This is a genomic window from Rhizobium ruizarguesonis (assembly GCF_017357285.1).
In the GTDB taxonomy this organism is placed as follows: domain Bacteria; phylum Pseudomonadota; class Alphaproteobacteria; order Rhizobiales; family Rhizobiaceae; genus Rhizobium; species Rhizobium ruizarguesonis.
Map to the genome: position 1 here is coordinate 760664 of NZ_CP071678.1, position 21195 is coordinate 781858.

The 21195-nt window shown below is 58.8% G+C and carries 23 protein-coding genes, 1 tRNA gene and 1 pseudogene; 14 read left to right on the top strand and 11 right to left on the bottom strand.

What is annotated here, in order from left to right:
- Positions 1-40 precede the first annotated feature (40 nt).
- From infA to J3P73_RS03705, 6 genes are all read left to right on the top strand, one after another.
- Entirely contained in the window at positions 41-259 is a 219-nt protein-coding gene (gene infA / locus J3P73_RS03680; RefSeq protein ID WP_003545338.1) for a translation initiation factor IF-1, read from the top strand.
- Between the two features lie 57 nt (positions 260-316).
- Complete coding sequence (locus tag J3P73_RS03685; RefSeq protein WP_003545339.1) at positions 317-937, top strand: Maf-like protein; 621 nt, start codon at positions 317-319, stop codon at positions 935-937.
- A 135-nt stretch (positions 938-1072) separates the two neighbouring features.
- A complete protein-coding gene (gene yacG / locus J3P73_RS03690; RefSeq protein ID WP_018072488.1) occupies positions 1073-1285 on the top strand; it encodes a DNA gyrase inhibitor YacG in 213 nt (70 codons plus the stop codon).
- A gap of 178 nt (positions 1286-1463) precedes the next feature.
- A tRNA-Phe gene (locus J3P73_RS03695) sits at positions 1464-1539 on the top strand.
- Positions 1540-1690: 151 nt separating this feature from the next.
- On the top strand, positions 1691-1936 hold the full coding sequence (locus tag J3P73_RS03700) for a type II toxin-antitoxin system RelE family toxin (protein WP_003545373.1): 246 nt from the start codon (positions 1691-1693) through the stop codon (positions 1934-1936).
- 9 nt (positions 1937-1945) lie between these two features.
- On the top strand, positions 1946-2293 hold the full coding sequence (locus tag J3P73_RS03705) for a helix-turn-helix domain-containing protein (RefSeq protein WP_003545376.1): 348 nt from the start codon (positions 1946-1948) through the stop codon (positions 2291-2293).
- Between the two features lie 302 nt (positions 2294-2595).
- Here J3P73_RS03705 and J3P73_RS03710 read toward each other — a convergent pair.
- The 4 genes and pseudogenes from J3P73_RS03710 to J3P73_RS03725 form a co-directional block, all read right to left on the bottom strand.
- Positions 2596-2859 (bottom strand): annotated as a pseudogene (locus J3P73_RS03710) (transposase); the annotation flags it as partial.
- A gap of 7 nt (positions 2860-2866) precedes the next feature.
- Positions 2867-4312 carry an HlyD family type I secretion periplasmic adaptor subunit gene (locus J3P73_RS03715; RefSeq protein WP_130660885.1) on the bottom strand — a complete coding sequence of 482 codons (1446 nt, stop codon included), beginning with the start codon at positions 4310-4312 and terminating at the stop codon, positions 2867-2869.
- Between the two features lie 14 nt (positions 4313-4326).
- A complete protein-coding gene (locus J3P73_RS03720) occupies positions 4327-6042 on the bottom strand; it encodes a type I secretion system permease/ATPase (protein WP_027689564.1) in 1716 nt (571 codons plus the stop codon).
- Between the two features lie 90 nt (positions 6043-6132).
- The gene (locus tag J3P73_RS03725) at positions 6133-6708 is read right to left on the bottom strand and encodes a hypothetical protein (RefSeq protein WP_018072494.1); all 576 of its coding nucleotides are present in this window, start codon (positions 6706-6708) and stop codon (positions 6133-6135) included.
- 590 nt (positions 6709-7298) lie between these two features.
- On the opposite strand from J3P73_RS03725, the gene J3P73_RS03730 reads away from it, so the two are divergent.
- The 3 genes from J3P73_RS03730 (at position 7299) to J3P73_RS03740 (ending at position 10371) form a co-directional block, all read left to right on the top strand.
- On the top strand, positions 7299-8393 hold the full coding sequence (locus J3P73_RS03730; protein ID WP_130690789.1) for a hypothetical protein: 1095 nt from the start codon (positions 7299-7301) through the stop codon (positions 8391-8393).
- 837 nt (positions 8394-9230) lie between these two features.
- A complete protein-coding gene (locus J3P73_RS03735; RefSeq protein ID WP_130690791.1) occupies positions 9231-9995 on the top strand; it encodes a response regulator transcription factor in 765 nt (254 codons plus the stop codon).
- 118 nt (positions 9996-10113) lie between these two features.
- Positions 10114-10371: a hypothetical protein gene (locus J3P73_RS03740; protein ID WP_130690793.1), complete on the top strand. Its 258-nt coding sequence runs from the start codon at positions 10114-10116 to the stop codon at positions 10369-10371.
- Between the two features lie 3 nt (positions 10372-10374).
- Here J3P73_RS03740 and J3P73_RS03745 read toward each other — a convergent pair whose 3' ends face one another.
- The 7 genes from J3P73_RS03745 to J3P73_RS03775 all read right to left on the bottom strand — a co-directional run bounded on the left by J3P73_RS03745 (position 10375) and on the right by J3P73_RS03775 (position 16009).
- Positions 10375-11100: an SDR family oxidoreductase gene (locus tag J3P73_RS03745; RefSeq protein ID WP_130690795.1), complete on the bottom strand. Its 726-nt coding sequence runs from the start codon at positions 11098-11100 to the stop codon at positions 10375-10377.
- 11 nt (positions 11101-11111) lie between these two features.
- Positions 11112-12173 (bottom strand): ABC transporter ATP-binding protein, encoded by a 1062-nt coding sequence (locus J3P73_RS03750; RefSeq protein ID WP_018493710.1) that lies wholly within the window; start codon positions 12171-12173, stop codon positions 11112-11114.
- 59 nt (positions 12174-12232) lie between these two features.
- Positions 12233-12439, bottom strand: coding sequence for a DUF2160 family membrane protein (locus J3P73_RS03755; RefSeq protein WP_003556377.1), 207 nt, complete (start codon positions 12437-12439; stop codon positions 12233-12235).
- A 4-nt stretch (positions 12440-12443) separates the two neighbouring features.
- Complete coding sequence (locus J3P73_RS03760) at positions 12444-13280, bottom strand: carbohydrate ABC transporter permease (RefSeq protein WP_003556379.1); 837 nt, start codon at positions 13278-13280, stop codon at positions 12444-12446.
- 4 nt (positions 13281-13284) lie between these two features.
- The gene (locus tag J3P73_RS03765; RefSeq protein ID WP_003545408.1) at positions 13285-14160 is read right to left on the bottom strand and encodes a carbohydrate ABC transporter permease; all 876 of its coding nucleotides are present in this window, start codon (positions 14158-14160) and stop codon (positions 13285-13287) included.
- Positions 14161-14257: 97 nt separating this feature from the next.
- The gene (locus J3P73_RS03770; protein ID WP_012756006.1) at positions 14258-15691 is read right to left on the bottom strand and encodes an extracellular solute-binding protein; all 1434 of its coding nucleotides are present in this window, start codon (positions 15689-15691) and stop codon (positions 14258-14260) included.
- 27 nt (positions 15692-15718) lie between these two features.
- On the bottom strand, positions 15719-16009 hold the full coding sequence (locus J3P73_RS03775) for a hypothetical protein (RefSeq protein WP_130723058.1): 291 nt from the start codon (positions 16007-16009) through the stop codon (positions 15719-15721).
- On the opposite strand from J3P73_RS03775, the gene J3P73_RS03780 reads away from it, so the two are divergent.
- The 5 genes from J3P73_RS03780 to J3P73_RS03800 all read left to right on the top strand — a co-directional run bounded on the left by J3P73_RS03780 (position 15989) and on the right by J3P73_RS03800 (position 21191).
- Positions 15989-16873 (top strand): sugar phosphate isomerase/epimerase family protein, encoded by an 885-nt coding sequence (locus J3P73_RS03780; protein ID WP_062942414.1) that lies wholly within the window; start codon positions 15989-15991, stop codon positions 16871-16873. The genes J3P73_RS03775 and J3P73_RS03780 overlap by 21 nt on opposite strands.
- Before the next feature lie 62 nt (positions 16874-16935).
- Positions 16936-18150, top strand: coding sequence for an ROK family transcriptional regulator (locus J3P73_RS03785; protein ID WP_130690797.1), 1215 nt, complete (start codon positions 16936-16938; stop codon positions 18148-18150).
- A 30-nt stretch (positions 18151-18180) separates the two neighbouring features.
- Positions 18181-19158 carry a tagatose kinase gene (locus tag J3P73_RS03790; protein ID WP_130719647.1) on the top strand — a complete coding sequence of 326 codons (978 nt, stop codon included), beginning with the start codon at positions 18181-18183 and terminating at the stop codon, positions 19156-19158.
- Positions 19158-20435, top strand: coding sequence for a D-tagatose-bisphosphate aldolase, class II, non-catalytic subunit (locus tag J3P73_RS03795; RefSeq protein WP_130719648.1), 1278 nt, complete (start codon positions 19158-19160; stop codon positions 20433-20435). Before J3P73_RS03790 ends, J3P73_RS03795 begins: the two co-directional genes overlap by 1 nt.
- A gap of 30 nt (positions 20436-20465) precedes the next feature.
- The gene (locus tag J3P73_RS03800) at positions 20466-21191 is read left to right on the top strand and encodes an SDR family oxidoreductase (RefSeq protein WP_018493718.1); all 726 of its coding nucleotides are present in this window, start codon (positions 20466-20468) and stop codon (positions 21189-21191) included.
- Positions 21192-21195 lie beyond the last annotated feature (4 nt).

Genomic DNA, 21195 nt, shown 5'->3' on the forward strand with positions numbered 1-21195 from the left:
GCTGCGCTGCCTATTCAACCCACAGGAAGAAAACACTTATATGCCTAAAGAAGAAGTCCTCGAATTCCCGGGAATCGTCACCGAACTTCTGCCGAATGCGACGTTCCGCGTGAAGCTCGAAAACGAACACGAGATCATCGCCCACACCGCCGGCCGCATGCGCAAGAACCGCATTCGCGTTCTCGCCGGCGACAAGGTGCTTGTGGAAATGACGCCCTACGATTTGACCAAAGGCCGTATCACCTACCGTTTCAAGTAAGTTTGCCCGAAGGTCCTGCAAGGGTTCTTGCTCCCGTCTGCCGATGGTCGAGGTTCCATGGCGCTGAAATACAAGCTCATTCTGGCCTCAGGCTCGCCCCGGCGCGTCGACCTGCTCAACCAGGCCGGCATCGAACCCTCGCGCCTGATGCCGATGGATATCGACGAGGCGCCGAAGAAATCGGAGCATCCGCGTTCGCTTGCCCGCAGGCTTTCGGCTGAGAAGGCCGAAGCCGCCCTTGCCGCCATCAAGGGCGATATCACCTGGAAGGGCAGCTATATCCTGTCTGCCGATACGGTGGTCGCCGTTGGCCGGCGCATTCTCGGCAAGGCTGAGTTCGCTGACGAGGCGTTGAACTCGCTGCATCTCCTCTCGGGACGCAACCATATGGTCTACACCGGCGTTTGCCTGGTGACCCCGGATCGCAAGGTCCGTCAAAAGATCGTCGAGACCAAGGTGCGCTTCAAGCGTCTCTCCGGCTTCGAGATCGAGAACTACCTGGCCTCCGGCCAGTGGCGCGGCAAGGCAGGCGCCTACGGCATCCAGGGCCTCGCCGGCACCTTCGTGCAGAAGATGGTAGGCTCCTACACCAATGTCGTCGGCCTGCCGCTTTATGAAACCATTCTGCTTTTGACCGGCGAAGGCTTTGATGTGCATAGCCGGTGGCCCGAGGGCTGAGCCCGACGGCCGATGCTTAACGTGCGTCACGATTTTTCAGATCCGCGCGTCGCGCTTTAAGGCTTTGTTTTTACGCATGTCGTTGTCGCAAGACCGCTACACACTTTTACGCGACATGCTTTAGGACGGACCGATATGCCTGAAGACAAGAAACCGGCCGCCAAGGTCGAACCGCTGCGCAAGACGCGCCCTTGCCCCGAATGCGGCAAACCTTCCCACCGCGAGCATTACCCCTTCTGCTCAAACCGCTGCCGCGAGGCCGACCTCTCCCGCTGGCTGACCGGAGCCTATGCCATTCCGGTTGCCGACGACGAGACGAAGGCTGATTATCCGGATGAGGAAAACTAGAGAATTCCGCCCGCGAAGCTCTTATTTTTCCTCATGAATCCGCAAAGCCGGCAAGACCGTCAAAAAAGAGTCATTTGACGCTTGCCATGGGCGAACAAGATGCTATAACCCCGCTCGCTTCCGGGGTGAACCAAGGCCCCACGGTTCTTTTCGAAAAGGGACCATCGGAAGCAGGTTAGCCCAGGTAGCTCAGTTGGTAGAGCAGCGGATTGAAAATCCGCGTGTCACTGGTTCGATTCCGGTCCTGGGCACCACTGCTATCAACGTAGTTTTCATTGTATTTTTTTATATCCGCATCATCGATGCGCGCGGGCATCCGATCGAAAGAACCTGCAGAATTTCACAAATATCGCCATTGGCAATATTATTGTTGAAAAATAATTCGCTTTCAGCTATATTTGGCTCATGAAAAGGATCGCCTACAGCAAGGCTGCCGCGAAGGCACTCCGCAAGATGCAGCCGAAGCGCGCAGCGGCGATCGTCGCCAAGGTCGAAGCCTTCGCCAACGGCGAGACGGTCGACCTCAAGAAGCTGCAAGGCAGCGAATTTTTTCGAATTCGTGTCGGGCAGGACCGCGTCATCATCGACGATCAGACCATGCAGGTCCTCGTCATCAAGGCCGGCCCACGCGGCGACATCTATAACGAATAGGAGACCACCATGGGTGAAATCCAGAAACTGACTATCGACGGCAAGGGGTACGTGCTGCTTTCCGAAGACGACTATCAGGACCTTGTCGACGTCAGCGACGCGCGTGCCGCAAAGGCGCGTATCGACGCTGGCGAAGAGACCTGGCCTGAAGACGTCGTCAAGGCGCTGATCGCCGGTGAAGATCCTGTCCGGGTGTTCCGTAAGCATCGCGGCATGAGTATCAAGGAGCTGGCTGAAAAGTCCGGGCTCTCCCAGCCCTACCTTTCCGAAATCGAGACCGGAAAGAAGGAGGGCTCCCTGGACGCACTCAGGTCGATCGCCAGCGCGCTGGACGTCGACCTTGACGATGTGGCTTGATGCATACGCATCCCCACATGGGAGGACTGATGAGCACCGACGATCGTGAATTCGCGAATGCCGCATTCCGCAACATGTTGGACCTGTTCATTACACCGGAAGTAACGATCGGCAGCCGGCGCTTGAAGACGTAGACGCGCCGGGCGGCCACGTTGTGATCGAGCTTACTGTTTTTCGAGCCGTATCCCTTTGCCCCACTTGGGGAGGCTCCCTCGTCCAAAAATATGATCCCGCCCTCCTGATATGCAGGGCCAGAAGGCGGCCAACAAACCCCTCAGTTTGAAGGGTTAGTGTCGCCCTTTCAATGTCTTCGCCAGCATCTCGCTCAGTGTTGCCGCCGAGAGCATGGATTCGGCCAAAAGCTTCTTGAGCTTCTGGTTCTCTTCCTCCAGTGCTCTCAACCTTTTGGCATGGAGACCGACATTTCCGGACTGCAAGGATTGCCACCGATAGAAGGTCGGCTCGCTGATCCCGTGCTTGTGGCAAACATCTGCCACCGTCACTCCGGCTTGGTGCTCCTTCAGAATACCGGTAATCTGGTCGTCGTCGAATTTTCGCTTGCCCATCACGGTCTCAGTCCTCGCGAAATGCTCTGTTGAAACTGTCGAGGAGTGGTCTGATGGCATAAAGCGCCACGCTGCTTTTGCCGGTTTCGATCAGTGTCTGTGCGGGCATGCCGGCGACCAGCTCGACATCTTTCATTTTCGCCAACCGCTCGTCCGTTACACGGATCGTCGCGGCAAAGTAGGGCTGGCCGCTCTGCGGATCGGTGAGACGGTCCGCTGATACATACTCCACTTGACCTTTCAGGAGTGGAACGCGCCGCTGATTGTATGGAAGGAGGTGGACCTGTGCCTCGAGCCCGGCATGGACAAGATTGATGTCTTCCGGTCTGACGTGGGCAGACACGACAAGGCGATCGGAGCGCGGCAGAAGATCGACGAGCGGTTCACCCGCGCCGATCACCCCACCTGATGTGTGGATGCGCAGGTTCATGATTGTTCCATCTTCGGGAGCACGGATATCGGTCCTTGAGAGTTGGTCGTCGATCGCCAGCAAACGCTCTCGCAGTTGCATGATCCGGCTCTCCGTATCGCGCATGCCTTGGGCGACTTCGCTCAACCGGTCGCTCTCAAGCTTTGCGAGATCGGCCTGTGACCCGCTGATCACCTGGTAGGCGCGAGAGATTTGTGCCTCGACTTGACCCTGCTGGCCATCAAGGTCTGCTTTTTCCCGCTGGAGGTTGAGAAGTCTGCTCCTTCTTTCCAGTCCTTTGGCGCTGAGGATCGTAACCTGATCTAGTTCTTGGCTCGAGATTGTCGCTCTGTCGGCCAGTGCTGCCTTCTGCGCGCCAAGTCCGACGATTTCTTGCCGCACCTGCGCGATCTTTTCGTTGGCGATCTGAATTTCCGCCTGCATGACCCGGCGACGGGCTTCGAAGATTTTCTGTTGCCCGATCAGAATTGCGCTGACCGAGGGATATCTGTCCATTGCTCCCCTGAGATCCTCAGGATAGGCGACATGGTCGCCGCCCGTCTGCTCCGCAAGCAGGCGGGCGCGGCTTCCTTCGGCGTCCCAAAGTTGCCCTTGAATGCTGTCGCGCTCCGAGCGGGACTTCGTATCGTCGAGCTCTATCACGATTTGCCCGCCCATGACCGCATCGCCGTTTTTAACGAGTATCCGTCGGACAATCCCGCCTTCCAGATGCTGAATGGTCTTGCGGCTGGACTCCGGTTCGACGACGCCGGATGCGATCGCAGCGCTTTTCAGTGGCGCCAGGACCGACCAGATTCCCAATCCGACTATGAAGACCAGGATCAACAAGTTCCCCGTCCAAACAACACCTCTGAGCCCCGGCATGGGCGAAGGGGGGGCGGGTCCGCGCTGTTTCGACTCGATCACCGGCAAATAGGCCGTCTGTTGCCTGGCCGTCGCTGTCGATCGTGGAACCAACTGCGGAGCCGTCCTTGACGAGTTTGAAAATCTCGCCGGCGTTGCGTCCAGTTGAACAAGGGCCATGGCAGCGTTTCTCCCTATGTTCCTGTTCGAGACGGTGGTTGAAGATAGGTTTCGTAAATCCGCTCGCTGTCGCCGACGGCAGCCACCGTCCCGTTACGCATGATGGCAATCTTGTTGGTGACCGGCAGGATCCCCATCCGGTGAGTTATGATAACGACGGTCATCCCCCTGGATTTCATGCGTTCGATTGCCGTGAACAGCATGCGTTCGCCGTCATAATCCAGGCTCGAATTCGGATCGTCGAGAACGATCAGGGACGGATTTCCATACGCCGCCCGTGCCAGTCCCAGCTGTTGGCGCTGAGCTCGAAGGAGCAGGTTTCCACCTTCACCGATATCGGTCTCGTAGCCCTGGGGCAGCCGCATGATCGCGTCGTGCAAGCCAACCAGCTTTGCGGCGTCGATCGCTTTGCCGGGATCTCCTCCGTCCAGCCGGCCGATCACATCCTTGATCGCTCCGCCGAAAAGTTCGATGTCCTGCGGCAGGTATCCGACGTGGCGGGTTCCCCCGCAAAGGCGCAGAGCCGAGATATCCACCCCGCCGAGAAGAGCACATCCGCTCGTTGCTTGCACAACGCCTGCTATGACGCGACCGAGTGTCGATTTTCCCGATCCCGACGGACCGATGAGCGCTATGCAATCGCCGGGTGCGAGGCGCAATGTGATGCCTGTCAATATCGGCCGATCGGCGAATGGCTTGATATAGCTGACGTTATCGAGAACGAGGCCATTGGGTTCCGGTAGCGGCACCATTCGGGCATCGTGTTCAGATGCAACTGATATCAGCATTCTGTTCAAGCGATTGAAGGCACTACGCGCAAACGTAAAGGAGCGCCATGCACCTATTGCGCCCTCGATTGGTGCAAGCCCGCGTCCGAGCAGCAGGCTCGCAACGAAGATGATCCCGGCACTGCCATTGTTTGCGAGCACCAGCCAGGTGGCGGATCCCATCATGAGGATCTGCGCGAGGGTGCGGATCGATTTGGAGAAACCAAGAATGATCTCCGTCCGATGCATCGCGATGTCCTGCGCCCTTCTTGCCATTTCCGCATCGCGATAGACGATCAGCGCTGCGCCATCCTGCATGCCCATTGCCCGGATCACCTCGATGTTTTTGAGGGCGGTCGCAAATCGGATATAGCTCCTCGAAAGGGCAAGATTGGCGTAGGCAAGCGGCTCTCTCGTCGCCAGGTCCGTCAGGAACGCAAACAGCAGAAGTGCAAGCGCGCTCAGAAGACCGATGGTCCCAAGCAGCGGATGAACAAGAAAGAGCAGGAACAGGAATACCGGTGCCCAGGGAACATCAAAAAAGAGCGAGCTAGCCGGTGAATCGAGGAACTGGCGTAGTGCGGCCAGGTCCCTGTAGCATTCCGTGGCGGCTCCCGTATCGGCGCGAGCGGCATATTCGAACGATGCTGTCAGCACCATGGGCCGCAGCCTGTGGTCCAGCCAACTGCCGATGCGCGAAAGAGCTGCTCTGCGCACGATATCCAGCGTGGACCCGACCATCACGCCGATGGCGATGATCATCGTCAGCATCAGGAGCGTATCAGCGCTTCGGCTCGACAGGACCCTGTCATAGATCTGCAGGAGATAGATGGACGGCGCGAGAAGAAAGAGATTGTAGCCGCAGCTATAGAGGAAGACCAGCCCGAATGCCCCGGCACAAGCCCGGAGCGCAACAACAAGCTGTGTCGGCGGGCGCGGTGGCTTTATGGAAATTGTTGTCATTATCAGATCTCGCTGCACTTGATACTGACAAGAAGAGGCTGCTTACCTTGAGGGCCGCCGGCCGAAACCAGCGGCCCTTGAGGTCTGAGTTCAGGAGCCGAGATGGTCGACGTCGATATGGCCGAAGGCGTTTATGAAGTGATCGAGAGAATTGTTCACCGTCGTCGTTTCGGGATCCGTGTGAACCAGAGCTGACGAGATATCGCCGCCCAGAGCGTTGTTTCCGTTGCCGCCGTTGCCGCCGACGCCTGCGAGGATGGTCGCATGCTGATCGGCCAGAAGCTGCGTATATTGTGTCGCGGTCGTCGCCGCATTCACGGTAGCCGTGTCGCCGCCGCTCGAGTTTCCTTGGCTGCCGTTGGAGTGGGAATCTCCCCCCGCGCCGCCGTCGCCGCTGTTCGTGACCGCCGCCAGGAAGCCGTTCTTGGCCTGAGCAAAGCCACCGTCTCCGCCACTGCCGGCGTCCCAACCTGCCTTCTGCCAAACGTGATCGCCATTGTGCAGATGGGTATCCGCCCCGTAGACCGTTTGCACGGGGTCCACATATGCAACCGGGTTGTAGTTGATGTTCCCATCGTTGTGGCCATCTCCGCCGTTGCCGGCCTTCGCGTCACCCGCATCCGGGTTGTTGAGATGAATCGTGTCGGATATCTGTGGAATAGGCATTGATGTCACTCCTTCTACTTCGTTTCGTCAGTGTTACTTTTGCGGTGTAGGTATCCAGCATGTCACCGCCAGCCAATACATCCGCCGACAAATACTGCCTGCGATTTAATCTGCGAGCCATCTAGATATTCGGTGATATTCATTCGGATGTATACTTCAGAGCGGCGAAGCGTTATTTGGATTGGTACTTAGTGCTTTGGCGTCGGCTGGCATGGCCACGATCATGTCTGCGACCTCGTCGAAGCAGCGCCGCTTTTTGAAGCAACACCCGCCCAAGAAAACCACCTGTATCCGGGGTTCTCATCAGGTTTGCGCTTGGCAAAGACGATCCTGTTCGGGGCTGAAAACGTTTATGTTCCGCCGCGAGAAAGATGCAGGACCTCTGATCCAAAGGCGGATTGAGTGCTCGCAAACTCGCACAACGGGCACCGCGGTCATGACGGCCAAATGGCTACAGAACTAGCCGATGGGATGTAGACGAATTGCAGGCTCTGCTTTTCTGACGTTCAGAGGCACAATGCCCGAACAATTCAGGCTGCATGGCGCCGCACGCTCGGTGGACGTGCGGTTGACCGCGGATGGAGACGGTAATGGCCGAAACTCGTTCCTTATTGGAAGACTTGCCCAAGGCGGGCACCGATCAACTCCTCGCCTCCAATGTGGCCGCGGGGCATCTGGCGCTGGTGCCGACTTGGCTTCCATTGGATGTCGCTTCTGGTCCGAGCCATAATTCCGCCGGCAGCGGTGGTGATGGGATAAGCGAAGGCGTGATCAGCAGCAACGCGCTGGCCGTCTTCATGCCGTCCAATGCCGCCATTGCGGGACCTCATTCGGGTGCCGACGCTTTCCAGGGCAATGATGCCCTCATCAATCAGCATCCCACCGAAATGGCGGGGATAGGCGGGAATGGCGGAAGCGGCAATGTTGCCGTCGGCAGCGGCGATGGCGCCAATCATGCCGGCACCGGGGGCAGTGGGCTTTTCTACGGCGGACTCGTGAGCACCGAAGTCGCGCTGTTTGCCCCCGTCAATACCGCCGTGGCTGCGGGCCCTGGCGCGGAGGCTCACGCCGAGCAATCGAACAACGCCCTGTTCCTGCAGGGCGCAACCCAGATCGGCGGCATGGGCGGCTCGGGCGGAGACCATAACGTCGCGAGCCATGGCCCGTCGATGAGTCCGGGAACTGCGCTCACATTGACCGGCGACTTTTATGCGGGTCATGGCGGCGATGGATATTTCGTCGGCACTATGGTCGACGTGAGTATCGCCATCTTCTCGCCGATCAACATCGCCATCGGCGCCGCGGGCGGCTCGGCGGAAGCCCATCAGACAAACAATGTCATTTTCGATCAGGGCGCTGTGCAGATCGCAGGCATCGGCGGCAATGGCGGTGGCTTCAACCTGTCGTCAGACACGATTTTCACCGGCAACCATGCGCTCGGCGGTGGCGGTGACGGGGTCGGATCGTCAACCGGCAGCATGGTCGATGTCAATTTCGGCTATTTCCATCCCATCAACATTGCCGTTCCCGCCGGTGGGACGGCGGACGCCCAACAGGTCGATCATGTTCTCTATGATCAACATGCGCTCCAGTTGGCCGGCATCGCGGGTCACGGCGGAGAAGGCAACCTCACCGACGCCCATTCGGCTCTCGTAGACGACATTCTGAGCTTCATGCATGGCTAGAGCCTTTCCATTTTTCTTCGAAGCACGGAAATGCTCTATCTCTTTGTTTCCACGTAATTCCGGACGCAAAAACCGCAATGCACTTTTGCTGGAATTGCTCTGGCGGATAGCCTCCCCACTTGCATTGCGGAGGCTCAACTGCACGAAACCGTTCTTCGTGCGATCTTTCAAGCCATATGTTGAATTGTTTCCTCCGCCCGGCATTCGGCTCCTTGGGCCGACATTGCACTGAACGGCGGCTCACTGAGATCCCGAACATTCCACAATGACCTCATCCGCATTGTCGCCGATTTCGCCCGCCGGGGACCGTGACCTCCGGCCGCTATCGGTCGGTGCCGGCGTAGTGCTGCCTGCGGGAGAACAATGCTAACTGGTATTAATGCGTCATTAGAGCACAGTTTCACTAATCATAACGGGTAGTCAGCGATCTCAGGCTTTTGTTGCTTTTCGCGTTTGTCGTTTTGCTGTCGGGTCTGCGACTGCTTTGAATTGAGATATGGAAACAAAGTCGAGCCGATCGGCACCTCGTTATATCCAATGGCGCTTTCCTAAATGGGTCTGTAGCAGATTGGCTGCCTTTTCAGTGCCTTTGAAAGCTTTGTTGACCCGCTTGCCGTACGTGAATTCGGCGAAGGCTGGAAAGTCTGCAGCGACAAGTCGAACCAGCAAGACTTCATGAAAATCTCTTAAAAGTTCTCTGCAAGCCCAGTTATCTATCATTGATATTTTATAGACTATAAGAATTATCATGAGATATCAGACTATTAATATCTGAAATACACTCACTTTTTCTCATGACATGTAGTGAGAACAGGAATAATATGAATAGCTGTTGCGTTGCAAATATTCGTGGGGAGCACGCAAGTGTCCGACATTACTGGAACTAGGCGCCGTATGGGGCGCAATGCACCAACTGTGATCATCGTCGAGCATTCTACATTGGCGCGCACCACCGTGGTGAAGCTTCTTGAGCGTGAACTCGCCGGATGGAACGTTATAGATTTGATCTCGACCGAGAGTCTCGATAGTGCTCTTGGAGCTGAGGTGCGTTTGATTGTATTGGGTCTGGCCGGCAGAAGTGTTGAGAGCACCAGCCTGCGTGACGATCTCGCGGCGATTGCTGCACGTTTTCCTGAGGCTCCTGTCACGTTGCTCTCAGGTACGGATGACGCCATCATAGCCCGTCAAGCACTCAAGATGGGCATCCGCGGCTTTTTCTCGACTTCACTTCCCGTTGACATTGCTCTTGCCGGTCTTCGTCTCGTTCTGGCAGGAGGAACATTTTTCCCGCAGCTATTGGGAGCTGGTACAGCAGGCTCAAGCGAGCATAGTCCGGCCAGAAATGAAGCCGAAAAGAGCTTGGATGATAGGACGCAGTACTTGGCGATCGCTGATTTCACTCCCCGGGAAGCGGATGTCCTCGCAGAGCTGCAATGCGGCTGTTCAAATAAGGTCATTGCAGGAAAACTCAATTTGTCGGGGCATACGGTGAAGATGCATTTGCAACACATAATGCGCAAGCTGCAGGCGCAGAACCGCACTGAAGTGGTTGCCCGCTTAATTCAAAGAGCCGCCAGTGAGCCTGACGCCTCGCCGAGTTAGGTGGTGTCGCCAGTACCGGCGGGTATCGGCGTGCCTTCGTTTCAACGGGTCTCATATCGTGATGCCTTGATCGGAACCGCGAGTCCGGCCGTCCGTTACCCTTTGAGGAATGGAGGACATGGACATGCGCAAGAAAAAAGCCATCGTCGAGGCGGCGCTCGAATCCGAGTACGAGCGCCAGGCGCTCGGGATCATGAATACGGAGCAAGCTTTAAAGCTTGAGGATTCCGATGGCCTTGTCTTCAGTCATCCGGATAAAGAGGCCGGCGTGACGGATCATTTTGTTGATCAAGATGAACTGCGCCGATTGCTGCGGCGGCCAACGTCGCCGCTTCCGGTTTTGCAATCGCGGGGTCGTGCCGCACGTTCGTCCTGAGCGTCAGGCAATCATATAGCCGCCGTCCACCGGCATCGATATCCCGTTCACCATGGCCGCCTCATCGGAGAGCAGGAAAAGAACAACCTCGGCAATGTCTGCTGGCTCCGCGAACCGACCGACCGGAATTCGCTTCATCATTCCCGCGGCCTTTTCGGGATCGCTCCATGCCTTCACCGCCATTGGCGTCAACGTTACCGTTGGGTGGACGCCGTTGGCGCGGATGCCGTGAGGCGCAAGCTCCTTTGCCATGACACGCGTCAAGCCATCCAACCCACCCTTCGATGCACAATAGGCCGCGTGATCGGGGATGCCGACGAAGGATGCGACCGACGAGACATTGACGATGGCGCCCTTGCGGCCGTCCTTGATCAGCGAACGGGCATATTCCTGAGCGACGATCATCGGAGCGCGCGTGTTGACCGCGACGAGACGATCGAATGCTTCGACTGTCGTATCCAGGAACGGCTGGAGTTCGGTCGTGCCGGCGCAGTTGATGAGGAAATCTGCGGGAAGGGCAGCGATGACAGCCTGTCTGGTCGCATCGGCGTCTGCGAGATCGACCTGGATTGCCCGGCAGCCGGGCTCCACTCGCAGCGCTTCGACGTCAGCAGCACTCCGGGTCAGGGCCACGACCTGCGCACCCCGTTCGACGAGCATCCTTACAATTTCGCGTCCGATGCCTTTTCCGGCACCGGTCACGATGACCGTCTTTCCTTTGAAGTCCATGGGTCGTCCTCCTACAGTCTTTGGCCTGTTTCCCGATCGAAGATGTGTGCACGTCGGGGATCGATATGGAAGTACATTGTCCGTCCGGGATCCACCTCGATGCGCTCGCGGATCAGCGCGTCGATCGGCACGCCTCCCGTGCGGCCGAAGATCAATGTCTCCGAACCCGTGGGCTCGAATACCGATACCTCCACAGGAACGCCTTCCTCGCCGATCGTGATATGCTCCGGCCGGATGCCGTAGGTAACGGCTCTTCCTTCATCCGCATTTGTATCTGCCATCGGAAGGGTGATGCCCTGGTCGGTGACGACGATCTTCCTGCCGTCGCGGGTGGCTATGCGGCCCTCAAGGAAGTTCATCGATGGGCTGCCGATGAAGCCGGCGACGAAGAGGTTGACGGGGAAGTCGTAGAGATCGAGAGGCTTGCCGATCTGCTCGACCCTACCATCGCGCATCACCACGATCTTGTTGGCCATCGTCATCGCCTCGATCTGATCGTGCGTGACGTAGACGGTGGTGGTCTTCAGCCGCTGGTGAAGCTCCTTGATCTCGACGCGCATGGTGACGCGGAGTTTAGCGTCGAGGTTCGACAATGGCTCGTCGAATAGGAAGACCTTCGGGTCTCGGACGATGGCACGACCCATCGCCACGCGTTGACGCTGTCCGCCCGACAGTTGCTTCGGATAGCGGTCGAGATAACGCGTCAGATCGAGGATCTCGGCAGCCCTCCCGACCTTCTCGTCGATCTCCGCCTTCGGACGTTTGGCCATCTTCAGCGGAAAGCCCATATTCTCGGCGACTGTCTTGTGGGGATAGAGCGCGTAGCTCTGGAAGACCATCGCGATGTCACGCTCCTTTGGAGGAGCGTCGGTGACGACACGGCCGCCGATCCGGATGTCTCCGCTGCTGACCGTCTCCAGCCCGGCGATCATCCGGAGCAGGGTGGACTTGCCGCATCCGGAGGGACCGACCAGAACGACGAATTCCCCGTCCTCGATGTCGACGCTCACGCCATGCATGACCTGAAGAGAGCCATACTTTTTGGTGACGTCGCTAACCTGTACGTTTGCCAATGTCGTTCTCCTAAAGCAGCAAGGCTTGTGTTTTGGTGTTGTTGACGGAATTCATCGGCTCATCCCTTCCAGACGACATAGGCGCCAAGGACCGCCGAGATTGCCGCCGCAAACCATACCGAAGGCCCGAACGGCTCGATGAACCGCATCCAGAACAGCGAGAGCGCGACCCAGATCACGATCGAGATGAAGAGTCGGTCGAACCAGTTCGTTTCGATCGGCAGAAATCCCGGCTTGCGTTCGTTATTTCCTGATTGAGACGTCATCGTTTCATCCTTTCACGGCGCCGAAGGTCAGGCCGGCGACGATGTGACGCTGCACCACCGAAAAGACGATGAGCGCCGGAACCAATGTCAGCATTGAGATCGCGGCCATGATGCCCCAGGCCGTCCCCGTCGTCGTCACATATTCAGACAGGCCGGTGGTCAGGGTCCGCGCATGGAAGTTGGTGAGCGTCGCTGCCAGCAGGTATTCGTTCCACGCAAACACCCAGGTGAGGATCAGCGTCACCGCAAGTCCGGGCCGTGCCAAAGGAAAGATGATGTCATAGAGGACGGTCCATGGGCTCGCGCCGTCCATGTAGGCCGCCTCGTCCAATTCCTTCGGAATGCCTTCCACGGTCGGACGCAGTGTCCAGATGGCGAAGGGAAGGTTGAAGGAGCAATAGACCAGGATCATGCCCAGCTTGGAATCGGCGAGCGAGAAGTCGCCGATCCTGTAGACCTGCGTCAGCAGCAGGAAAAGCGGCAGGAGGAAGACCGCCGGCGGCGCCATGCGGTTGGTGATCGTCCAGAAGAAGATGCTTTCCTTGCCGGCGAGGTCGAAGCGCGTCAGGGCGTAGCAGGCAAGGAAGCCGAGCGTGGTGACGAGCAGCGCGTTGCCTGACGAAATGATCATCGAGTTGAGCATGTATCCGCGCAAGGTCGGATTGGTCAGCACGTCCTGGTAGTTCTTCCAGAAGAAGCTCCGGAGAATGACATCGGGCGTCGAGAACAGGTCGAAGGGCTGTTTCACCGATATGACGAAGAGCCAGTAGATCGGGAAAAGGGTCGCGAGGCTTATCAAGGTCCACAGGACGACCGGAAGCCAGGGAAAACGGGTCTTCATCGCTTCAACCTCTCTTCACGCGGGGCGCAATCAGACCGACGTAGAGCAGCCAGCAGACGACGATGGTGAGATAGAGGACGATGACGGAGATCGCCGAACCGTAGCCGTAATTCGTCTTGGGAAAAACTTCCCTGAAGATATGGACGCCGATGTAGCGCGTCGAAGAACCCGGACCGCCGCCGGTCAGCATCAGGACTTCGTCGACGGTGCGCAGCGCGTCCATCAGCCTGATGAACACTGTGGCGAGCAGGGCCGGGCGGATCAGGGGGAGCGTGATGTGCCAGAAGATCTGGCTTTTGCCGGCGCCGTCGATCTGCGCCTGCTCGAACGGGTCTGATGGAAGCGAGACGAGTGCGGCGATCAGCGAGAGGGTGACGAGCGGCGTCCAGTGCCAGATGTCCATGATGACAGTGACGGTGAAGGCCGCGACGGCGCTCTGGCCGATATTCAGATCATAGCCGAACCAGCTCCTCAGAAGATAGGGAATGATGCCGATGGACGGGGTGGTCATCAGCTTCCAGACTGAGCCGACGATGATTGGCGCCATGATCAGCGGCAGCGTATGGATCGTGCGAAACACCGCTTTTCCGGGAAAATCCTTGAGCAGCGCCTGGGCGAGGATGTAGCCAAGGACCAGCTCCGACACGACCGCGAAGAAGACGAATGTCAATGTGATGCCGAGCGATGCCAGGAACTGCGGGTCGAAGACGAGCCGCCGATAGTTCTCAGCCCAGTTGAATATCATGCCCGGATTGGCCGCGAAGGGATTCCATGAATGGAAAGAGACCCAGAGGACGTAGATGAAAGGAAAGATCCCGAACAGTCCGAGGATCACTATGGTCGGTGACAGCAACAGCCACCCGAGCTTCTGCGAATGCATCGCCTATCCCCCATTGAACGTTATGTGGACGTCCGCTCCATCTGGGAACGGAAGATGACGGGTCGTCGGAACGACCCGTCAAGTTGGGGAGGATGTTTTATTTGCGATAGCCGAGCGAGGTGAGCTCTTCTTCAGCCTTGGCCGCCATCTGGTCGAGGCCTTCATCGGGCCCGATCTTGCCGGTCAGGATGTCATAGAAGATAGGAGCGGTCGCTTCACGCACCTGCGCATGGAAGGGGTAGGGGGGAGCGCCGGCGAACAGCTTGCCGTCGTCCTTCAGCATCGTGTAGAAGCCGCCGAGCTTGACGTCCATCTCCTTCACCTTCGGATCGTCGAACGTCGCCTTGTTGGTGATGCGCGGCGCGGCGATCGCCCAATCGGGCTGCACTTCGTTCTGACCGATGAATTCGAGGAACAGCAGCGACGCTTCCTTGTTCTTGGACGTGACCGGCACGCCGAAGGCGCCGCCATCGTAGTAGCCGATATAGCCCTTTCCGGCTTTCGCGTCGTCCAATACGCCCGGCTCGAGCGGCGGCAGAGCGAAACCGACCTGGCCGACCACCTTCGACTGCGCCGGATCGCTTGCGATCCACGCGGCGTTCTCACCGTAGATCAGGCCCTGGGCGACGCGGCCCGCGGCGAAGGTCGTTGCGGTTTCCGTCCAGGTTGACTGCGTCGATTCCGGAGGAGCGATGTCGCGCAGGTGCAGCCAGTACTTCAACGCGGCCTTCGCCTTGTCGCCGTTCATTGCGCCGCCATGTTCGACCGTCGCCGCATAATTGTTCTTGGCGTCGATGCCCCAATTGTAGACGCCGAAAGTCGGCGCGATGGACTCGAAGAATTCATACCAGGACGCCGGATGGCCGGTATGCGCCTGAGCGGTGGTGCCCCAGAGCTCCATACCGTTGTCCTTGCCGTACTTCGTGAAGAATTCGGCGATCTCGGTGTATTCCGCGTGTGTGGTCGCCGGCTTCAGGTCCTTGCCGGTTTCCTTCTTGAAAGCTTCCTTGATCTTCGGATCTTCGAACAGGTCCTTGCGATAGAGATACGCCTTCAGGAAGGCTTCCATCGGAACGCCGAAGAGATCGCCGCTCGCGTCCTTGAAATAATCGGCAAAGCTGGTGAAGTTCGCATCGTCGTAGGTCGGCGCCTTCAGATCGGGCTGGTCTTTCAGCGTCTTCGTGATGTCGACGAGGAAATTCCTGGCCAGATAGGAGTAGATAATGTCCTGCTCGATGTAGACCATGTCATAGATGCCGGTCTTGGCTTCCATGTCCTTGATGGCCTTGTCGTACATCTGATCCCAGGACGTCGTCTCGATGTCGACCTTGATGCCGGTCTTCTTTTCGAATTCCGGAGCAAGCACGTTCCTGATGTAGTTCGATGGCGGGGTGCTTTCGGTGACGCCGTGCAGTGTCACGCCCTTGAATTTGGCGCCGGCGTCGGACCAGAAATCAGCCCAGGCAGGCGAAGCAGTGGCGGCGAGGCTGAGCGTCAGCGCAAGCGCGCTAGCCTTCAAAGCATAGTTCATTTTCAATCCTCCCAAAGTGCAGCGAGATCATTTCGCCGGTCCTTTGTGTAGGCCAAAAAAATCACCGGCGCAACATTTGTTGTCTAAACATGCAAATGGAGGATCTATCCCATTGATTTTTGCAGAAAGTAATTTCCGGCGGAGGGTGGAAAGCAATGTGCGCAGGCTTAAAATATTGCATTGCAAGGTAATTTTGCAAAGCAACAAAAGATTTTCAGCCAAAATTATTTGTTGTCTTGCCAAACTAAATGGCATAGCACTGTCCGCAGCCAAAGGCATTTTTTGGAGGAAAAGGCTATGCGTCGATTGGGTATCCATTCATTTGTATGGACAGGCGGCCAAACGCAGGAAGGGCTGGAGATGGCCCTCAACAAGACGGCCGAACACGGATATCGCACCATCGAATTTGCCTATCTGCGCCCCGAGAAATTCAATCTCGATCGACTGGCAAAGCTTGCGCGGTCGCTTGACGTGGAGATTGGCGTGACGATGGGCCTGCCGCTCGACAAGGACGTATCCAGCGAGGACATGTCTGCGGTGTCCGCCGGCAAGCAGACGCTGGCCGACGCCGTTCGGGCGGTCCGTGATATCGGCGGCAACAAGCTGGGCGGAATTCTCTATTCCGCGCACACCAAGTACAATCGCCAGCCGACGAAGAAGGGCTGGGACAACAGCGTCGCCGCGATCGCCGCGACCGCCGAAGTCGCCAGACAAGCGAACGTCGACCTCGTGCTGGAGGTTGTCAACCGGTTCGAGACCAACCTGCTGAATACGGCGGCGCAGGGGCTGAAGTTCATCGCCGAGACGGGATCGGAGCATGTCCGTCTCCACCTCGACACGTTCCACATGAACATCGAGGAAGCCAATCCGGCCGCGGCGATCCGTCTGGCCGGCGACAAGATCGGCTACTTCCACATCGGCGAGAGCAATCGCGGTTATCTCGGCGACGGCGTCATCAACTTCGATCTGATCTTCGACGCTCTGCTCGACATCGACTACAAGCGCGACATCGTGTTCGAAAGCTTCTCAACGACGGTCGTGGACGAAGGCCTGTCGCTCGCCTGTGCGATCTGGCGCGACACCTGGGAGGATAATGATCCGCTTGCGGCGCACGCGAAGCGCTACATCGAGCTGAAATATGACGAGGCCAAGCGCCGCCGCGCCACAAACGCGCGGCCCTGATGATCCCTCTGACAGCCTGTTCCAGTCGTGTAAGGGTTGGGCCGACTGAAGGGAATTGAAACATGAACGACACCGTCTCCATCGGAAGTTCGCCGCGCAGGATCCGACAGAACAATATCGTCGCCGCCTTGCAGACGATCTATGCCCACCGAAGCCTCAGCCGGGCGGATCTCGCCCGGAAGCTCGGGATGAATCGCTCGTCCTCGGGAGAGATCGTTGCCGAGCTGACGGAAGGCGGGTTCGTTCAGGAGTCGGACGAGAGCGGCAAGCAGCGCCTGGAGCATTCCCGTGCCGGTCGTCCTGGTATCATGCTCGAACTGGTCCCCGATGCCGCATTTTTCGTCGGGATCGAGATTGGCGTCGAGCATATATCGGCTGCAGTTGTCGATCTCTCCGCCGAAGTCCGGGCATGTCGGAAAATTGCCTTCGACACCATGTCGTCGACCGTGGAGGAGGCCGTGGCGCAGGGCGTCGAGCTGATTATCGGCGCAATGGCGAAGGGGATGATCGGACGGTGCAAGGGTCTCGGCATATCTGCGCCGGCCCACATCCGGCCGGACGGAATTGTCACCCTCGCACCCATCATCGGCTGGCGGGAGGTGTCGTTGAAGGAGATTGGCCGATCCGCCTTCCCGGCCGCCGTCCCGATCGCGGTTGAAAACGACGCCAACGCCTTTGCGATCGGCGACAGCTATCGTCACGGCGTCTCAGGTGTGACCCTGTTCCTGCTGATGGAAACCGGCGTCGGCGGCGGCATCATGATCGACGGCAAGCTGTTCCGGGGCGGCCACGGCCTGGCGGGAGAAATCGGCCACACCCTGGTGCCGGGAAGCGGCGGTCAGAAATTTGAACAGCTGATCGGTCGCGAGGTGCTGATCAGGCAGTATCGCGAGGCTATTGGACGTAAGCACGTCGATCTGCAGGAGTTCCTTGGCGACGTTCATGACCGTGTCCCGGCCGCAGTCAATATCGCCGAAACCTGGTCGCGCCATCTCGCTTACGCATTGCTGCAGGCCTGTCGGCTGCTCGATCCCGACAGGATCGTGCTGGGTGGCTCCGTGGCGTCTCTGTACCCGATGGTCGCCGCCCGCGTGGCGGTCCACATGTCGGAGGGCCAGAACATACCTTTCCCCATGCCGGAGATCGTCGTGGACGATGACGCGGAGTTCGGTTCCGCCTTCGGCGCGGCATGCATGTTGCACCAGCGCTTTCTGTCACTGGAGAGCGAGGAGTTCGGCGGCGAGGACGGCGGGCCGGTCCAATCGGCGACGAGTTGACGACAAGAACGATCGAAAGCAGGATTGCAAATGACTTCAGTACTGGCTCCGGACCCGCTTGGTCCCACGGTTTGCGTAGGGGAGATCCTTGTCGAGATCGTCGCCACGACGGTGGGAGACGGGTTTCTCAAAGCCCAGCCGCTCGTCGGTCCGTTCGCGAGCGGCGCGCCGGCGATCTTCATCTCGCAGTGCGGCCGCCTGGGTGGCAAGGCCGCCATGGTCGGCGCCGTCGGTGATGATGATTTCGGTCGTGTCAATACGGATCGCCTCAAACGCGACGGCGTCGATGTTTCGACGATCTCGATCGATCCGGATTATCCCACAGGAAGCGCCTTTGTCCGCTACCGCAAGGATGGCTCCCGGGATTTCGTCTACAACATCGCCACATCAGCAGCCGCGCGCTTCGGCTGGTCTCAAACGGTCGGCGACCTCATCCATCGGAGCGGGCATCTTCACGTGATGGGCTCGGCTCTGTCGGTGCCTAGTGCGCGCGAGGTGATCGACAAGGCGGTCGACATCGTCAAGGCACGCGGGGGAACGCTCTCGGTGGATCCGAACATTCGCAAGGAATTGAAGCTGGACAAGGACACCGAGCGCCGCTTTTCCAAGCTTGTCGCCGCCGCCGATCTGCTTCTGCCGTCCGGAGAGGAGCTTGAGCGCGCCGCAGGTATCGAAGGCGAGGCAGAAGCGATCCGCCGCTTGTTCGAGATGGGCGTCAAGGAGATCGTGCTGAAGCGCGGAGCCGACGGCGCGACCTATTTCGGCAGGCAAGGAGACCGCATCGACGCTCCGGCATTTGTCGTTCAAGAGGTTGACCCCACGGGCGCCGGCGACTGCTTCGGCGGTGCCTATCTCACCTGCCGGCGGCTCGGAATGTCTCCGCAGCAAGCTCTGACCTATGGCTCGGCTGCTGGCGCCCGCAACGTGACGGTGCTGGGTCCGATGGAAGGCGCCGGCACTCAGCAAGAACTCGATGCGTTCATCGCTTCAACGCAAAGGCATCCGTGATGCAGGTGCATCTCAACGAATTGGCCAAGCTGAGGATCGAAGGCCACCCCAGAGGCGTGACCTCCGTATGCTCCGCCCATCCGATCGTGCTTCGCGCCGCACTCCGACACGGGCGGCAACAGGCAAGCACGGTCCTGATCGAAGCGACCTGCAACCAGGTCAACCACCTTGGCGGCTACACCGGAATGACGCCAAGCGACTTTGCGTCCCTCGTCCGCAAAATAGCAGTCGAGGAAGGGTGCCCCGAAAATCTCATCGTTCTCGGCGGCGATCACCTCGGCCCCAATCCTTGGCGCGACCACCCGGCGGAAGAGGCCATGGCCGAGGCGGAGAAGATGGTTGCCGCCTATGTCGAGGCCGGGTTCCGCAAGATTCACCTCGATGCGTCGATGGGCTGCCAGGGCGAGCCGGTGGCGCTCGATGACGAAACCACCGCCCATCGCGCCGCCCGGCTCGCGGCGGTCGCCGAGGCCTCGGCGAAGAAGAGCGGCGGCGCAATGCCGGTTTATGTCATCGGCACCGAAGTGCCGCCTCCAGGCGGGGCCGATCATGCTCTGACAACCATCGATCCGACGGCGGCCGCTGCGGCGCTGAAGACGATCGAAGTCCACCGCCGGATCTTTGCGGAGGCAGGACTCGGCCAAGCGTTTGAACGGGCCATCGGGCTGGTCGTTCAGCCGGGCGTCGAGTTCGGCAATCAGAATGTCATCCTGTACGACCGCAGCAAGATAGACGCGCTGAAATCGGTGCTCACCGACGAGCCGCAATTCGTCTTCGAGGCCCACTCGACGGACTATCAGGGGACCCGGCCTTTGACCGCGCTGGTCGAGGACGGCTTTCCCATTCTGAAAGTCGGTCCCGAGCTGACCTTCGTCCTGCGCGAGGCGCTCTATGCGCTGGATGCGATCGCTTCGGACCTCTTGCCCGATTACGGCCAGCGTCCGCTCTATGCGGCGATAGAGGCGCTGATGCTCGATCAACCCGGCAACTGGAGCCGCCACTACCACGGCACGAACGCCGAGATGCGCTGGCTGCGGCATTATTCGCTGTCTGACCGCATCCGCTATTATTGGGCGTCGGCGGAGGTACAAGATGCCGTCCGGCGCCTGTGCGAGGCCCTTCGAGGGCAAATCGTACCGCTGCCATTGCTTTGGCAGCACATGCCGGCTGCACAGGATTTCGCAGATGCGCCGCTCGATCCGGAACAGGTTTTGATCTGGAGAGTGACGAAGAGTCTCGCGGACTATCACGCCGCTTGCGGCGTCGGGAAGAATTGACAATCAGGATCAAGACAGGAGGAAAAATCGATGACGGAATTGAATGGGAAGATCGCGGCGGTCACGGGTGCTGCGTCCGGAATAGGGCTGGCTTCGACGGAGGCAATGCTCGCCGCTGGCGCGACGGTCGTGCTGGTCGACCGCGATGAGAAGGCCCTTGAGACGGTTTGTGCCCGGCTTGGCGAGCGCGCTATTCCGCTGGTGCTCAACTTGCTGGATCCGCAGCAGTGCGCGGGATTGCTCGAGGGCATCCTGTCGAAGACGGGCAAGCTCGATATCCTGCATGCCAATGCAGGCACCTATATCGGTGGCGACCTGATGGAAACCGATCTCGATTCCATCGATCGGATGCTCAATCTCAACGTCAATGTCGTCATCAAGAACGTTCGAAACGTCATTCCGCACATGATCGAACGCGGCACTGGCGACATTGTCGTCACCAGCTCGGTCGCTGGACATTCGGCGATTCCATGGGAACCGGTCTATTCGTCATCGAAATGGGCGATGACCTGCTTCGTCCAGACGATGCGACGCCAGCTTCTGAAAAGTGGCATTCGTGTGGGGTCGGTTTCTCCGGGGCCGGTGATCAGCGCTTTGCTTGCGGATTGGCCGGAGGAAAACCTTCGCAAGGCCAAGGAGGCCGGAGCCTTGATCGAGCCCAAGGAAGTCGCCGACGCGATCATCTTCATGCTGACCCGGCCGCGCAACGTCACCATCCGCGATATCGTGGTGCTTCCAAGCGCCTTTGACATTTGAGGAG

Coding starts and splice junctions, on each gene's coding strand:
- infA (WP_003545338.1), top strand. CDS start 41: ATGCCTAAAGAAGAAGTCCTCGAATTCCCGGGAATCGTCACCGAACTT.
- J3P73_RS03685 (WP_003545339.1), top strand. CDS start 317: ATGGCGCTGAAATACAAGCTCATTCTGGCCTCAGGCTCGCCCCGGCGC.
- yacG (WP_018072488.1), top strand. CDS start 1,073: ATGCCTGAAGACAAGAAACCGGCCGCCAAGGTCGAACCGCTGCGCAAG.
- J3P73_RS03700 (WP_003545373.1), top strand. CDS start 1,691: ATGAAAAGGATCGCCTACAGCAAGGCTGCCGCGAAGGCACTCCGCAAG.
- J3P73_RS03705 (WP_003545376.1), top strand. CDS start 1,946: ATGGGTGAAATCCAGAAACTGACTATCGACGGCAAGGGGTACGTGCTG.
- J3P73_RS03715 (WP_130660885.1), bottom strand. CDS start 4,312: ATGGCCCTTGTTCAACTGGACGCAACGCCGGCGAGATTTTCAAACTCG.
- J3P73_RS03720 (WP_027689564.1), bottom strand. CDS start 6,042: ATGACAACAATTTCCATAAAGCCACCGCGCCCGCCGACACAGCTTGTT.
- J3P73_RS03725 (WP_018072494.1), bottom strand. CDS start 6,708: ATGCCTATTCCACAGATATCCGACACGATTCATCTCAACAACCCGGAT.
- J3P73_RS03730 (WP_130690789.1), top strand. CDS start 7,299: ATGGCCGAAACTCGTTCCTTATTGGAAGACTTGCCCAAGGCGGGCACC.
- J3P73_RS03740 (WP_130690793.1), top strand. CDS start 10,114: ATGGACATGCGCAAGAAAAAAGCCATCGTCGAGGCGGCGCTCGAATCC.
- J3P73_RS03745 (WP_130690795.1), bottom strand. CDS start 11,100: ATGGACTTCAAAGGAAAGACGGTCATCGTGACCGGTGCCGGAAAAGGC.
- J3P73_RS03755 (WP_003556377.1), bottom strand. CDS start 12,439: ATGACGTCTCAATCAGGAAATAACGAACGCAAGCCGGGATTTCTGCCG.
- J3P73_RS03760 (WP_003556379.1), bottom strand. CDS start 13,280: ATGAAGACCCGTTTTCCCTGGCTTCCGGTCGTCCTGTGGACCTTGATA.
- J3P73_RS03765 (WP_003545408.1), bottom strand. CDS start 14,160: ATGCATTCGCAGAAGCTCGGGTGGCTGTTGCTGTCACCGACCATAGTG.
- J3P73_RS03770 (WP_012756006.1), bottom strand. CDS start 15,691: ATGAACTATGCTTTGAAGGCTAGCGCGCTTGCGCTGACGCTCAGCCTC.
- J3P73_RS03780 (WP_062942414.1), top strand. CDS start 15,989: ATGCGTCGATTGGGTATCCATTCATTTGTATGGACAGGCGGCCAAACG.
- J3P73_RS03775 (WP_130723058.1), bottom strand. CDS start 16,009: ATGGATACCCAATCGACGCATAGCCTTTTCCTCCAAAAAATGCCTTTG.
- J3P73_RS03785 (WP_130690797.1), top strand. CDS start 16,936: ATGAACGACACCGTCTCCATCGGAAGTTCGCCGCGCAGGATCCGACAG.
- J3P73_RS03790 (WP_130719647.1), top strand. CDS start 18,181: ATGACTTCAGTACTGGCTCCGGACCCGCTTGGTCCCACGGTTTGCGTA.
- J3P73_RS03795 (WP_130719648.1), top strand. CDS start 19,158: ATGCAGGTGCATCTCAACGAATTGGCCAAGCTGAGGATCGAAGGCCAC.
- J3P73_RS03800 (WP_018493718.1), top strand. CDS start 20,466: ATGACGGAATTGAATGGGAAGATCGCGGCGGTCACGGGTGCTGCGTCC.